12 protein-coding genes are annotated in these 14890 nt (G+C 59.5%); 4 read left to right on the top strand and 8 right to left on the bottom strand.

What is annotated here, in order from left to right; genetic code table 11:
* Positions 1–204: 204 nt before the first annotated feature.
* The 3 genes from ABFT80_RS17925 to ABFT80_RS17935 form a co-directional block, all read right to left on the bottom strand.
* Positions 205–1761 carry a formate dehydrogenase beta subunit gene (locus tag ABFT80_RS17925; protein ID WP_347973289.1) on the bottom strand — a complete coding sequence of 519 codons (1557 nt, stop codon included), beginning with the start codon at positions 1759–1761 and terminating at the stop codon, positions 205–207.
* Positions 1758–2237: a formate dehydrogenase subunit gamma gene (locus tag ABFT80_RS17930; RefSeq protein WP_347973290.1), complete on the bottom strand. Its 480-nt coding sequence runs from the start codon at positions 2235–2237 to the stop codon at positions 1758–1760. The genes ABFT80_RS17925 and ABFT80_RS17930 overlap by 4 nt, the downstream gene beginning before the upstream one ends.
* 101 nt (positions 2238–2338) lie before the next feature.
* On the bottom strand, positions 2339–3235 hold the full coding sequence (locus ABFT80_RS17935) for a LysR family transcriptional regulator (protein WP_347973291.1): 897 nt from the start codon (positions 3233–3235) through the stop codon (positions 2339–2341).
* Between the two features lie 141 nt (positions 3236–3376).
* On the opposite strand from ABFT80_RS17935, the gene ABFT80_RS17940 reads away from it, so the two are divergent.
* Positions 3377–4564: an Mrp/NBP35 family ATP-binding protein gene (locus tag ABFT80_RS17940; RefSeq protein ID WP_347973292.1), complete on the top strand. Its 1188-nt coding sequence runs from the start codon at positions 3377–3379 to the stop codon at positions 4562–4564.
* Between the two features lie 203 nt (positions 4565–4767).
* On the opposite strand, the gene ABFT80_RS17945 is transcribed toward ABFT80_RS17940, so the two are convergent.
* On the bottom strand, positions 4768–5220 hold the full coding sequence (locus tag ABFT80_RS17945; protein ID WP_347973293.1) for an SRPBCC family protein: 453 nt from the start codon (positions 5218–5220) through the stop codon (positions 4768–4770).
* A 125-nt stretch (positions 5221–5345) separates the two neighbouring features.
* Entirely contained in the window at positions 5346–5549 is a 204-nt protein-coding gene (locus tag ABFT80_RS17950) for a DUF1059 domain-containing protein (protein ID WP_347973294.1), read from the bottom strand.
* Between the two features lie 137 nt (positions 5550–5686).
* Between ABFT80_RS17950 and ABFT80_RS17955 the strand changes: the two genes are divergently transcribed.
* Positions 5687–6091, top strand: coding sequence for a hypothetical protein (locus ABFT80_RS17955; RefSeq protein ID WP_347973295.1), 405 nt, complete (start codon positions 5687–5689; stop codon positions 6089–6091).
* 233 nt (positions 6092–6324) lie between these two features.
* Here the strand turns inward: ABFT80_RS17955 and ABFT80_RS17960 are convergent, their stop codons facing one another.
* A complete protein-coding gene (locus ABFT80_RS17960) occupies positions 6325–7908 on the bottom strand; it encodes a trimethylamine methyltransferase family protein (RefSeq protein ID WP_347973296.1) in 1584 nt (527 codons plus the stop codon).
* Between the two features lie 161 nt (positions 7909–8069).
* Positions 8070–9563, bottom strand: a complete 1494-nt coding sequence (gene pdxR, locus ABFT80_RS17965; protein ID WP_347973297.1) for a MocR-like pyridoxine biosynthesis transcription factor PdxR — start codon at positions 9561–9563, stop codon at positions 8070–8072.
* A gap of 240 nt (positions 9564–9803) precedes the next feature.
* On the opposite strand from pdxR, the gene pgi reads away from it, so the two are divergent.
* The gene (gene pgi, locus ABFT80_RS17970) at positions 9804–11444 is read left to right on the top strand and encodes a glucose-6-phosphate isomerase (protein WP_347973298.1); all 1641 of its coding nucleotides are present in this window, start codon (positions 9804–9806) and stop codon (positions 11442–11444) included.
* A 5-nt stretch (positions 11445–11449) separates the two neighbouring features.
* Positions 11450–12163: an HAD family hydrolase gene (locus tag ABFT80_RS17975; protein WP_347973299.1), complete on the top strand. Its 714-nt coding sequence runs from the start codon at positions 11450–11452 to the stop codon at positions 12161–12163.
* Positions 12164–12386: 223 nt separating this feature from the next.
* On the opposite strand, the gene ABFT80_RS17980 is transcribed toward ABFT80_RS17975, so the two are convergent.
* Entirely contained in the window at positions 12387–14411 is a 2025-nt protein-coding gene (locus tag ABFT80_RS17980; RefSeq protein WP_455189963.1) for a long-chain-fatty-acid--CoA ligase, read from the bottom strand.
* Between the last annotated feature and the right edge of the window lie 479 nt (positions 14412–14890).

Below are 14890 nucleotides of genomic sequence, written 5' to 3' on the forward strand. Positions count from 1 at the left end.
ATGTGGCTCCTGAAACGCAGACGGGTTTCCTTCTCCCCTTGCGGGAGAAGGTGGCCGAGCAAAGCGAGGTCGGATGAGGGGTGTTGGACGGAGCGGATACGGTGGCGATCTGGCCAACACCCCTCATCCGTCTTGACGCTGCGCGCCAATCCACCTTCTCCCGCAAGGGGAGAAGGAAGATCGACGTCGCTGATGTCAGTTTTTTCATTCTGCCGCCTCCTTCATCTGATGCGGCCGGAAGTCTTCGGGGAAATGATTGAGCGCGCTCATCACGGGATAGGGGGTGAACCCACCCAGCGCGCAGAGCGAGCCGAACTTCATCGTGTTGCAAAGATCGGTAACGAGTTCGATCTGCTTTTCCGGCTCGATGTTCTGCGCAAGCTTGTCCAGTGTTTCGACACCGCGCGTCGAGCCGATGCGGCAGGGCGTGCACTTGCCGCAGCTTTCGATGGCACAGAATTCCATCGCGAAACGGGCTTGTTTCAACATATCGGCAGTATCGTCGAAAATTGTGATGCCGGCATGGCCGATCAGGCCGCTCTTGGCCGCGAATGCTTCATAGTCGAAAGGCGTGTCGAACAGCGCGCGCGGGAAATAAGCACCCAGCGGCCCACCAACCTGCACCGCCTTGACCTCGCGTCCCGTCGCCGTGCCGCCGCCGATTTCATCGACGATTTCGCCAAGCGTCAGGCCGAATGCCGCTTCGAACAGGCCGCCATGCTTGACGTTGCCGGCAATCTGGATCGGGATCGTGCCGCGCGAGCGGCCCATGCCGAAATCCTTGTAGAAAGCGGCACCGCGATCCATGATGATCGGCACGGAGGCCAGCGATATCACATTGTTGATGACGGTCGGCCTGCCGAACAGACCCTGTATAGCGGGGAGAGGCGGTTTGGCCCGCACCACACCACGCTTGCCTTCAAGGCTGTTCAGCAGCGAGGTTTCCTCGCCGCAGACATAAGCGCCCGCACCGACGCGGATTTCCATATCGAATGCATTGGGCGAGCCCAGAACGTTGAGCCCCAGAACGCCTTCGCGCCGCGCGATCTCCACTGCGCGTTCCATGATGCGGATCGCGTGAGGATATTCGGAGCGAATGTAGATGTAGCCTTTGGTGGCACCGGTCGCGATGCCCGCAATCGTCATGCCCTCGATCAGCACGAACGGGTCGCCTTCCATGATCATGCGGTCGGCAAAGGTCGCGCTGTCGCCTTCATCGGCGTTGCAGACGATGTATTTGCGGTCGCCGGTCGTTTCCAGAACCGTCTTCCACTTGATGCCTGTCGGGAAGCCCGCGCCGCCGCGACCGCGAAGACCCGATTCCGTTACCTGCGTGACGATATTCATCGGGGCGAGCGCGACTGCGTTCTCAAGCCCCTTCAGGCCGCCATGCGCCTTGTAATCGTCCAGAGACAGCGGATCGATGATGCCGCAACGGGCGAAGGTCAGACGCGTCTGCTTTGCCAGAAACGGAATGGCTTCCGGGTCGCCCAATGCAGTTTTGTGCGTGCCGCCCGATAGGAAATCCGCATCGAACAGGGATTTGACGTCGGATGGCTTCACCGGGCCATAGGCGACGCGGCCGTTTTCGGTCTGCACTTCGACCATCGGCTCCAGCCAGTAAAGCCCGCGCGAACCGTTGCGAACGATCCTGGCGGTCGTGCCGCGCTCGACCAGTTCAGCCTCGATTGCGCGCGCAACCTTGTCCGCACCCAGCGCCAGAGCGCCGGAATCGCCGGGTATGTAAATCGTCACGCTCATAGGCGAACCTCCGCGGCGATTTCTTCCAGCTTTTCGTCGTCAAGCCGCCCGATCACTTCGCCATCCAGCATCGCTGCCGGTGCACAGGCGCAAAGACCGAGGCAATAAACCGGCTCGAGCGTGACGGAATTGTCCTTGGCGGTTTCGTGAAATCCGATGCCGAGCAATTGCTGGATGCGGCTTGCGATCCTGTCGCTGCCCATCGACTGGCATGCCTCGGCCTGACAAACCTTCAGGACGTGGCGCCCAGCCGGTTCGCTGCGATAATCATGGTAGAAGGTCATCACGCCATGGGCTTCGGCGCGCGAAATGTTCAGCGCCTCTGCAACAATCGGTAGCGCTTCGCCGGGAACGTATCCGAATTCCTCCTGAAGGCCATGGAGGATCGGCAGAAGCGGCCCTTCAAGACCCTTCAGTTCGTCGATGACCTCATAGGTTCTCGACTCAATATCGGTACGTGCAGTCTGCATCGCCATGCAGCGCCCTCCCTGAAAATTAGAATTCCTCCAAGGTCAGCAAAGCAAACACTTATGTATAGATCAATAGAGCAGTTCCGTCAGTCGATAGAAAATTTCTATCAAACGGAGCCGAGCGCTGCGGCCAAACCGCGGGCCTCATGCAGCAGGGCTGAGACAATCGGGGTGTTTGGATCGCGATGCGCGGCGACCACGCCGACGATGTGGCTGGCATCCGGCTCGACGATCGGGATCGCGCGGATCGGTTCGGAAAAGCCGAATGTCTCGGCAAGGTTGAGCGGCATGATCGACGCCCATTTGCCGGTGCGGATATGTGAAAAAAGCACGATCATCGAATTGGATTCGAGCGTTGCATGGGCCTCGACGCCAGCTTCCGCCAGATGCCGGTTGATGATGCGCCGGTTCTGCATGTCGGGCGTCAGCAAGCAAAGGGGCAGGGAACTGACTTCCGCCCAGCTAACCGATTCCCGGTCGGAATAGACGTTGCCTGCCGCCGTTATCAGCCGGTAGCGCTCGGAATAGATGGGCACGGATGTCACGCGGCCGAGCGGTTCGTTTTCAAGATAGGTGATGCCGATATCGATCTCGAAATTGTCGAGCAGCGTCAGCACTTCGATGGAAGTGCGCGAGATGATCGAGAACGTCACATTCGGGTGTTTGTCGCGAAAGGGTGTGGTGAGGCGTGGTGTCATCGCGAGTGCTGTGGGAATGGCCGCGATACGCACATGGCCCGCAAGCCCGTGATGCGTGGCGCGCATTTCCTCGCGCATCGTGCGTGTATCGCCGACGATGCGACGCGCCCATTCCAGCACGCGCTGGCCTTCCGGCGTCAGGCCCTGAAAGCGCGAGCCGCGCTGCACCAGCATGACACCGAGCGTTTCTTCAAGCTGCTTGATGCCGGCCGAAAGCGTCGGCTGCGTCACGCCACATTCTTCGGCGGCATGGCCGAAATGCTGTTCGCGGGCGAGGGCCAGAAAAAACTCGAGCTTGTCGATCATGCAGTAAAACCGGTTTGGACGCGAAGGTCCGGGAAAATGCCCCGTTGCGCAAGTTAATAAACTAAAGCTATCGAAGTGACGATTTGGCGTTCCTGCAAAACTGCATTATCTGAACTCCATTCATTAGAGGCAGCATTATCCATGACCGGCGTTACCAAAGACATCGTTCTAGACAGGCTGAAGACGGTAAACGGACCGGATTTTACCGGAAATATCGTTGAACTTGGCCTGGTTTCAGACATTTTCATTGCCGATTCGAAGGTTTTCTTCTCGATCACGGTTCCGGCTGCGCGTGCCAATGAAATGGAACCGCTGCGCGCTGCCGCCGAACGCGTCGTTAAAGGCATCGAGGGCGTGGCAGGTGCTGTCGTCGCACTCACCGCAGAACGCAAGGGTGGCGGAATGGAAGCGCCGGTTGCGCGCCCGGCGCCGCCGAAGCCTGCTCCAAGACCCGCACCGCAAGCCGCTGCACCGAGGCCAGGCCCGGCTGGTGCGCCTGCCGGTCATCAGCCCGCGAAGCGCGGCGTTCCCGGCATCGATGCTATCATTGCGGTCGCTTCCGGCAAGGGCGGTGTCGGCAAATCGACCACCGCCGCCAACATCGCGCTCGGACTTCAGGCCCTCGGATTGAAAGTCGGCGTGCTGGATGCCGATATTTACGGGCCGTCCATGCCGCGCCTTCTCAAAATTTCGGGCAGACCCGAGACGGTCGATGGCAAAATCCTGAAGCCGATGGAAAATTACGGGCTGAAGGTCATGTCCATGGGCTTCCTGGTCGATGAAGAAACGCCGATGATCTGGCGTGGCCCGATGGTGATGTCGGCTTTGACCCAGATGCTACGCGAGGTCGAGTGGGGCAAACTCGACGTGCTTGTCGTCGATATGCCGCCCGGCACGGGTGACGCCCAGCTTACGATGGCGCAGCAAGTGCCGCTGGCAGGCGCTGTCATCGTGTCGACCCCGCAGGATCTGGCACTGATCGACGCGCGCAAGGGCCTGAACATGTTCAAGAAGGTCGATGTGCCATTGCTCGGCATCGTCGAGAATATGAGCTACTTCATCGCGCCGGATACGGGTACGCGCTACGACATTTTCGGTCACGGCGGCGCGCGCAACGAGGCCGAGCGCCTCGGTGTGACTTTTCTTGGCGAAGTGCCTCTCGAAATGGGAATCCGCGAAACGTCCGACGCCGGAACGCCGCTCACGATTTCGCAGCCGGACAGTGTCACGGCCCAAACCTACCGCGACATCGCGGCGAAGGTCTGGGAGCGTCTTCTGGAGGAGCGCGGCGCAGCCGAGCAGGCGACACCGTCCATCGTTTTCGAGTAGACGTCAGCGCCGTCCCCCCACTCCGTCACGGCTTCGCCGAGCCACCTCTCCCCCATTTCATGGGGGCGAGGAACCAAAGTTCGGCAAAGGTGGCGGGCGTCTCAGAAATAAGGTTCCTCGCCCCCGCAAGGCGGGGGAGAGGTGGCTCGGCGAAGCCGAGACGGAGAGGGGGTTGCTATGCGAACAGCCTCACAGTCTGAATATCACCCAGCGCTAACCCTCTCGCCGAAAGTCGAGAAAAACTGCCCGGCAAGCTTCTTCGATGTGGATGTGATCAACCGGCTTCCAAGCTGCGCGATCTTTCCGCCGACATCGGCTTTCGCCTCATATTTGAGGATCGTCGCGTTCGGGCCGTCCTCGGTCAGCGTCACATCCGCACCGCCCTTCGCAAAGCCCGCAATCCCGCCCTTTCCCTCGCCGGAGATCGTGTAGGAGTGCGGCGGCTTGAGGTTCTTCAGCGTTACTTCGCCGTTGAACGTCGCCTTGATCGGCCCGATCTTGAGCACGACAACCGCCGACATGTCCTTGTCGGATGTCTTTTCAAGGCTCTGGCAGCCGGGAATGCTTTCCTTGAGGATTTCGGGATCGTTCAGCGCTTCCCAGACTTTCGCGATCGGCGCTGCGATACGCTCCTCGCCTTCGATGACAAGTGCCATGACGGGTTCCTCCTCAGGGTTGTCGCCCGAAGGTAGAGAAGGGATCGAGACCTGTCCATCACACAAAAGCGGGATAGAGATTGGCGCTCCACGCGGCCCGATCCGGCCGCGTGAAACGGCGGGTTTCAGGCGACGGTAAGCGGCGGTGTGCCTTCATGAATCGCGCGACGGATTTCCGCCCGGAATTCAGGCGTATCGTGCTCATGATGTACTGATACGGCATGTTGCGTCGCGGCTTCGACGAGTTCATCGTCGCTGTCTGCTGAAATCGCAACCGTGCACCGCATGTCACTGGGGAATTCGCGGCAGTCTATGTATTTTCTTGCCATTTCTTCCTCCCATAAATAGGCGTCGAGCTTTCGGCGCCATATTGAGAATAAGCCTGCGCCGATTACCCGGCAAATCAATACTGCAGGCTTTGCATTGAAGCCGCGCGCTCACTACCTTGCCGTAAGAAGGAGCTGCCATGTCACGACGACGTTCATCTTTGGGCCTGTTTGGAATGTTCGGCCGGTCCGGCGATCTGCGCCAGCTCGATCAGGCGCTTCGCGTGGTCGATGTGCATCCCGCACTTGTCCCTGAAGGCGTGAAACTGACAATCGTCAATCTCATGAAAGACCACTCGACAGGCGAGCCGCCGCTGGAAGCCTATCTGCATGTGGCTCAAATCTTCGGATATTGCGTCGTCGGCGATGAGGCGTTCGAACGCGTGAATGGAACGGATGCGCTTCACGCCGTCGAGCGGCGTGTCGAGGCCGCACTTGGCGATGAAGACAGCGAGGATGCGCAGATGATCCTTCTCGCGCTCCATGCGCGATTGATCAGCGCCGAAGTGATCGAGAAATACGGCCTCAGCGCGTCAACGGAATAAAACAGCTCCTGTTTTGATGTAATCGCGAGGCCCCCCTCTGTCCTGCCGGACATCTCCCCCACGCGTGGGGAGACTACTCTGTCATGAAAGCGCGGCACCAATTAAAGCCGTTGCAGAATGAAGGCGGAGAGAGTTGCGTCAGCCAATCTCCCCACCTGTGGGGGAGATGTCCGGCAGGACAGAGGGGGGCGCTGTCCCGCCAGCGTTTCTATCTAAAAATGAAGGGCTCTAACTCAAGCGCTCATGGATTTCCTAGGAAGATAGATGTTGGAAAAGCGGGCGCGTAGCGTCTCATCTATTTCGGGTGAGACGTGCCTTGGGAAATAGGTGCTCAAAATCCGCTTCTTTTCGGCGATGGCGCGCATCAAGATGTCCGGCTTGCCTTTTTCGTTCCATTCCTTCGGGCTGAAGCGGTCGCCGATTGCCGGATAGAAATATTCGGTCTGCATCAGCCGCAACGTCTGTTCGTTGCCGAGATAATGGCCCGGCCCGTTTATGCAGACTTCGGTGATAGTATCGATGGAAAGCGCTGCGTCCGACACGTCGATGCCGCGCACGCAGCGCTGGCAATGGCCGAGCATGTCATTGTCGATAAGCAGGCTTTCAAGGCAGAAACCGAGTAGCGAGGCATGCATTCCGGCAGATTCATAGACGAGATTTACCCCGGATAGGCCCGCCATTACGTTGGTAATGCCCTTTTCGTAGCCGGATTGAATGTCGGGCAGCTTGGAATCCGCCATGCCCGCCGCCGAACCGCCCGGCAGATCGTAGAATTGCGCCATCTGTCCGCAAGCCGCCGTCAGAAGCGCCTGCTCCGCCGAGCCGCCAGACATTGCGCCGGTGCGAAGATCCGAAACGAATGGCCACGTCCCGAAAATCGCCGGGTGGCCGGGTTTCAGCGCGTTGACGTAGACGAGGCCCGCAAGCACTTCGGCCACGGCCTGAACGACGGCACCCGCAATTGCCGCAGGAGCGGTGGCCCCCGCCTGTCCAGCCGAAAGAAGCAGGATCGGAATCCCGCCCTCGACGCAGGCCTCCAAAACACCGCAAGCATCCTCGGCGAATTTCATCGGCGGCACGACGAAGCAATTGGAATTCGAAACGAAGGGCCGTGCGCGGAAATTCTCTTCGCCGCCGGCAATCGCATAGAGCATTTCGAGCGCGGGCGCGACGTTTTCGCGGACGGTGAAGCTCGTTCCAACATGCTTGGATGTCCCGCTTACGCAGGCGTAAAGCGTGTTGAAATCCATATCCAGCGGATCGGGAATGTCGCGCGGCACCATGGGGCGTTGGAAGAAGTGGATGTTGTCGACGCTGTCGACGATGCGCGCCGCGTCGTAAATGTCCTGAAGCAGCGATTCTCGGTATTCGCGCTTTTCGACATCGACGAGGTGCACGGCGGCCCCGGCGGTGCCGTAATGCACGCGCTTGCCCTGTATCAGCATGTCGTGCTTCGGGTCCTGACCGTGCAGCGTGAAATTGCGCGCTGCATTCGCAATGGTCGACATGACCAGTGCACGTGGGAAACGGACGCGGCCATCCTCGCCATAGATCGCGCCGACGCGCGTCAGCGCCTCGATGCAGCTTGGAATGGCATTGGCAAAGCCGACAGTTTCGAGAAGCGTCAGAACCGCTTCGTGAATGCGCTCGAGATCATTGTCATCCAGCGGCCTGTAGCGACCACCCTCAAGGCCGGGACGAATCGGTCTCACATCGTCCGAAAGCGGGGCTGCGCGCAGTGCGCGCCGCGCTTCCCGTCCACCGGACCGGCGCGAGCTACCACCCGCCGTTTCCTGCTTTTCGAGAGTGACACCCATGCCAGACACTCCACCATTTGCAGAAGCTTGGCGCATCTGGTTGGTCCAGTGTCGCGGTGCTTCGCGTCCCCTTTATATGGACTATGCAGCGGAGTTCGGCCGTGTGGATGTGCCAGCGAATTCCGCCAGCTATGCCACACGGTCTATCGGCGTAGAGCCAGTTATGCTGCTGCGGGGCGTCTTCCCGCGGCAGTTGCAAGCTCCCGGATTCCGGGCTCGATATGCTGAAGCGCGATCGACGAAATTCCGAGCCGCATGAAGCGCGACGGCTCTTTCTTCATGTCGAAAAACCGGTCGCCGGGCTCGATGATAACGCTGCGTGCTGCCGCAGCTTCGGCAAGTCCCGTCGCGTTTGTTCCGGGCGGACCTTCCAGCCAGAGCGAGGTTCCGCCCGCCGCATCCGTGGACTGCCAATCGGGCAGGAAAGCGGAAATCGCGTGAACCAGACGCTTGCGCCTTTCCTCGAAGGCGGATGACAGGCGGCGCACCAGCGCCTCGTGGTGTCCAAGCGACAGGAAAAGCGCCACCGCGCGCTGATTGTTTGCCGGCGGGTGGCGCAGCATGAAACGGCGCAGCGCGCGCAATTCGGCGATCAGATCGGCGGAAGCGACGATGTAGCCAAGGCGAAGCCCCGGCGCGAGCGTCTTCGACATGGACCCGACATAGACGACGCGGCCGCTGCGATCATGGCTTTTCAACGCCTGCTGCGGTGCTTCGTCAAGCAATTGGCTGTCATAACCATCCTCGATGATGATCTGGTTGTGACGCTCTGCCCGCGCCAGCAAATCCTGTCGCCGCGCATTGCTCAGCGGCACCATGGTCGGGCAATGATGGCTAGGCGTGACGAACACGAAGCCGGAATCCGCCGGGATCGATGATGTGACAATGCCTTCTTCATCGACCGGCGTAGCGTGGATATCCGCACCCGCCAGCCGGAAGATGCTGCGCGCATCCGGGTAGCCGGGGTCTTCCATCGCGACCTTCGTGCCCTTGGTCATCAGCAATGTCGCCAGCATATAAAGCGCGTGCTGCGCGCCCAGCGTCACGATGATCTCGTCGGGATTGGCGAAAATGCCCCGGCGCGGCAGAAGTCGTGCCTGAATCTGCTCGATCAGCAACGGATCGTCGCGATCCACCATGTCGGCTGCCCAGTTGCGGATTTCGAGCACGGCCAGCGCCATGCGGTTGCACTCGCGCCATTCCGCAGTCGGGAATAGGGCCGGATCGAACTGGCCGTAGACGAACGGATAGGACGACTTGATCCAGTTCTGATTCTTGCTCGGCTGCTGAAAATCGCTGGCTGCGATCTGACGGCGCGACTTCCAGTCGATCTGGTTGGAGTTTTCGGGTGTCTTGCTGCTTGGCTTTGCCGGTGTCGCAAGCACTTCCGGGTTCACGAAATGCCCGCGCCGCTCCTTGGCGATGAGAAAGCCCTGATCGACGAGTTGCTGGAAGGCAAGAACCACCGTTCCGCGCGCAACGCCAAGCTTTTCAGCCAGGATTCGGCATGAAGGCAACGGCATGCTGGCTGCGATTTGACGGTCGAGAATAGCCGCCACGATCGCCTGCCGGATCTGTGCCTGCAAGGTCTGGCCGGAATCTGCCGAAATACGGAACAGGCCGGACCAAATCGCCATGTCGTTTCTCTGGGCCATCGAAGCGCTTCCTCGAACGAAATCGTTCTAATATTTTTCTGGACCATAGAATGCTATCTCTGGTCCAACAGGTTGCGCCAATCAATTATTCTGATCCTATAGATTTATGCCACGAATAGATTGTTGCGCGGAGAGGGCGAAACGAGAGCAAATTGTTTCGTTTAAAACGCCGAACATGTCTCCTTCTGGACATAGGCCTCTGATATTAGTTGCTGACGAAAAGCGATCTGGAGAGCGAAAGTGCCTGAATCAGAATTCCGCGCGCAACTATCGGCGTTGCGCGACCATCACGCGGATGTCCCCAAAAACATGCGTGAGGCTTTCGCATCCGACAAGCAGCGTTTCGAGCGCTTTTCCCTGCTGGATGGCGATCTGCTGCTCGACTGGTCCAAATGCGCGGTCGATGATCTTGCCATGACCCTGCTGGAAAAGCTGGCGATTACTGGCAAGGTGCCTGAGCGCCGGGCCGCGATGTTTGCGGGCGAAAAGATCAATTTCACAGAAGGCAGGGCGGTGCTTCATACCGCGCTGCGCGACCTTTCCGGCGAAGGCGTCAAGCTCGACGGCAAGAACATCTCGTACGATGTGCGCTCGGTGCTTGATGCCATGAGCGCCTTTGCCGATAAGGTCCGTTCCGGCGAAGCCGCAGGTGCGACCGGCAAGAAAATCACCGACATCGTCAATATCGGCATCGGCGGGTCCGATCTCGGTCCGGCCATGGCGACGCTGGCGCTGGCGCCTTACCATGACGGGCCGCGCGCGCATTACGTATCCAATGTCGATGGCGCGCATATTCACGACACGCTGAAAGTCCTCGATCCCGAAACCACGCTTTTCATCATCGCGTCAAAAACGTTCACGACCGTCGAGACGATGACCAACGCCGAAACGGCGCAGAAATGGATCGCCGCAGCGCTCGGCAAGGATGCAACCGCTAAGCATTTCTGTGCCGTGTCGACCGCGCTCGATAAAGTCGCGGCATTCGGCATCGAGCAGGATCGCGTTTTCGGTTTTTGGGACTGGGTCGGCGGACGCTACTCGCTCTGGTCGGCCATCGGCCTGCCGGTGATGATTGCGGTCGGCCCTGAAAATTTCCGTGCCTTTCTTGAAGGCGGACATGCGATGGACGAGCATTTCGCATCAGCACCTTTGCTCGAAAACATTCCTGTCGTCATGGCGCTGATCGGCTATTGGCACCGTGTCGTCTGCGAATATCCGGCACTTGCCGTCATTCCCTACGACCAGCGGCTTTCGCGGCTTCCAGCCTATCTCCAGCAGCTCGATATGGAATCGAACGGCAAGCGCGTGACGCGCGACGGCACACCTGTTGCCACCGTCACCGGCCCGCTTGTCTGGGGCGAGCCGGGTACGAATGGCCAGCATGCCTTCTTCCAGCTTCTGCATCAGGGTACGGACATTATTCCGATCGAATTCCTCGCTGCCGCAGAAGGTCACGAACCGGATTTGCAGCATCATCACGATCTGCTCCTCGCAAACTGCCTCGCACAGTCGGAAGCCTTGATGAAGGGCCGCACGCTTGAAGAAGCACGCCGCCAGATGCTGACCAAGGGCATCGCGCAGGACGAGGTGGACAAGATCGCGCCGCATCGCGTGTTTCCGGGAAACCGGCCGTCGGTGACGTTGCTCTACAAGAAGCTCGATCCGCATATGCTTGGCCGTCTGATTGCGCTTTACGAGCATCGCGTTTTCGTCGAAGGCGTGCTGTTCGGCATCAATTCCTTCGATCAGTGGGGCGTCGAGCTCGGTAAGGAACTGGCGACCAATCTTCTGCCTGTCGTTGAGGGAAAAGAAGATACCGCTAAAAGCGACGCTTCGACCGCGGGTCTGGTGCATCACATTCACCGACTGCGTGCGGAGTAGCGGGTTTGGCAATTAAAGGCATTCTATTCGACAAGGACGGTACGCTTGTCGATTTTCAGGCGACATGGTTCGCAGTCGGCGACCTTCTGGCGCTTCAGGCGGCAGATGGCGACCGCCAGCGCGCCGACGAACTCATGAAGCTGGCGGGCTATGACTACGAGCAGCATTGTTTCGTGGCCGACTCGGTCTTCGCAGCCGGAACGAATGCGGAAGTCATCGACCTCTGGTATCCGCATAAAAGCCCTCAGGAACGCCAGGCGATGCTGGCCGACTATAACGCCTTTACGGCAGTGGAGGGCGCAAGGCACTCGGTTCCGTTGCCGGGCGGCACGGATGCGATTGCCAGCCTGCACGGTTCCGGCTTCCGCATGGGCGTTGCAACGAATGATTCCACCAGCGGCGCGGAAAAGACGCTGCTGGCGCTCGGCATCGCCCAGATGTTCGAGGCCGCCTACGGTTATGATGCGGTCGCCAATCCGAAGCCCGCACCGGACGTGCTTTATGCATTCTCCGATCTGACGGGCCTGAAACCATCGGAAATCGCGATGGTCGGAGACAATCGCCACGATCTCGACATGGCGCGCGCTGGCGGCGCTGGCCTGGCCATCGCCGTTCTGAGCGGCACCGGCACCCGCGAAACGCTGGCACCGATTGCTGACGTCGTGCTGGATTCGATTGCCGATTTGCCGGCCTATCTGGCTAGCGGACAGACGGCTTAGCCTAAGGCGATTCCTGCTTTGATGGAATCGCGAGGCGCCCCCCTCTGTCCTGCCGGACATCTCCCCCACGGGTGGGGAGATTGGCTGACACACTCTCCGCACTCATTCTGCAACGTCAGCGATTGGTGCCGTGCTTAAATGATAGAGTAATCTCCCCACTTGTGGGGGAGATGTCCGGCAGGACAGAGGGGAGCGCTGCCCCGCCGGCGTTTCTTTCTAAAAATCAGCCCCGCAATTCGCGACGCAGGATCTTGCCGACATTGGTCTTCGGCAACTCAGTCCGGAATTCCACGGACTTTGGCCGCTTGTATCCGGTCAGATTTTCCTTGCAGTAGGCGAGCAGAGCTTCCGCCGTCAGGTTCGGATCCTTCTTGACCACGAACAGCTTGGGCACTTCACCCGATTTCTCGTCCGGCACGCCGACCGCCGCGACTTCCAGGACGCCCGGATGCTGTGCGGCGACTTCCTCAAGCTCGTTCGGATAAACGTTGAAGCCCGAGACGAGGATCATGTCCTTCTTGCGGTCGACGATCTTCGTATAGCCCTTGGCGTCCATGAAGCCCATGTCGCCGGAACGGAAGAAGCCGTCCTTGCTCATGACCTTCTCTGTCTCGTCCGGGCGGTTCCAATAGCCGGCCATGACCTGTGGGCCGCGAATGCAGACTTCGCCGACTTCGCCTAGCGGCACATCGTTGCCATCGTCGTCGCGGATGGCGATTTCGGTCGAAGGCATAGGCAGGCCGATCGTTCCCGTAAACTCGTCCGCATCGAAGCGGTTGGCGGTTGCGACCGGTGCTGTTTCAGAAAGGCCGTAGCCCTCGGTGACGATATTGCCGGTCAGCGCCTTCCAGCGATCGGCTACGCCGCGCTGGATCGCCATTCCGCCGCCGAAAGTCAGGATCAACGGTTTGAAGTCGAGCTTCCGGAAATCCTCATTGTTCAACAGCGCGTTGAACAGCGTGTTGAGACCCGGAAACACGTTGATGGGATATTTGCCGAGTTCCTTGACGAAGCCCGGAATATCGCGCGGATTTGGAATGAGAATGTTCTGCGCACCTTGCTGCATACCGGCCAGTGCGTTCACCGTCAGCGCGTAGATATGATAGAGCGGCAAGGCACAGACGAAGACGAGGTTCGAAGGCTTCGACTTCTTGGCGTAGGCACTTTCCATCCACATCGCATTCTGGACGACGTTCGACAAAACCGTGCGATGCAGAAGCACGGCACCTTTCGAAACTCCGGTCGTGCCGCCGGTATATTGCAGAAACGCGATTGCATCCGGGTCCGGCGCAGCAGGTTTGAATGTCTTTTTCGAACCCTCGGAAACTGCATCCAGGAACTTCACATGGCCCGGCAGCGACCATGCGGGCACCATTTTCTTGACCCGCCGAACGACGAAATTCACGATCGAACCTTTGACCGTGCCGAGCATGTCGCCCATCGAGGTGACGACGACGTGCTTAACCTGCGTCTTCGCGATGACCGACTGAAGCGTCGTTGCGAAATTCTCGAGGATGATGATCGCCTCGGCGCCCGAATCCTTGAGCTGATGCTCCAGCTCGCGCGGCGTGTAGAGCGGATTGACGTTCACCACGGTATAGCCGGCACGCAGAACGCCGAGCATCGCCACTGGATATTGCAGAACGTTGGGCATCATGATCGCGACGCGCGCATCCGGCTTGAGGCCGCGCGATTGGAGCCATGCGCCAAAAGCGGCGGACTGGCGTTCGAGTTCGGAGTAGGTCAGCGTCTTGCCCATGCAGGTGAAGGCCGGACGTGCCGAATATTTGCGCGCGGACTCCACGAGCAGTTCGCCGATCGACGAAAAGGGCAGCTTGCCGATCTCGGCCGGAACATTGGGCGGATAGCTGGCCAGCCAGGGTTTTGAAACGGCTGTGGCCTGTGGCTTCTTTGCAGCCTTTTCGACAGTGGACGCCTTGGGAGACGTTTTGGTCTCAGTAGATTTCTTTGCTGCAACTTTGGGTTTGGATGCCTTTGCAGGTTCGGCTTTGAGCGCCGCCGCCTTCACGGGTTCCGCTTTCGGCTTGACCGTTGCGGGCTTTGCAGCCGCAGCTTTCGCCGGCTTTACAGGCGCCTTTGCTGCAGTTTTGGGCGCGCTCGCCACGACAGTTTTCTTGCTCGCGCTTGCGGCAGCTTTTGCAGGCGCTGGTTTTGCAGTGGCCTTCGGGCTGGCAGCGGGTGCCGTTTTGGCTGGGGCCTTTGGTGCCGTCTTCGGCGCGCTCGCCACGACAGCTTTCTTACTTGCGCTTGCAGCGGCTTTCGCCGGTGTTGCGGCTTTTACAGGTGCCGGTTTCGTAACCGCCTTCGGGCTGGCGGCAGATACTGCCTTGGCCGGGGCCTTTGGTGCCGTCTTTGGCACTTTCGCTACGACAGTTTTCTTACTTGCGCCTGCAGCGGCTTTTGCCGGCTTTGCAGCTTTTACGGGAGCTGGTTTCGCAGCAGCCTTCGAACTGGCGGCAGGTGCTGCCTTCGCAGGCTTGGAAGCAGCCGGTGTCTTGTCTTTCACAGCCATTTTCGTTGCAGATGCTGCGGCCTGTTTCTTCGGTGCTGCAGCCTTCTGTTCGGCTGCCGTCTTGGGCTTCTCTTTAGTCACCGCTGTCTTTGCGCCGGTCTTTATTGCTTTAGCCAAATCTACCTCCCCGATTTATATGCGCTGGTTTTCTGTACTGTCTGTCACTAGAGCCGGTGTTCGCCTCACTGAAATTC

Source organism: Foliimonas ilicis (assembly GCF_039939195.1).
Taxonomy (GTDB): domain Bacteria; phylum Pseudomonadota; class Alphaproteobacteria; order Rhizobiales; family Rhizobiaceae; genus Foliimonas; species Foliimonas ilicis.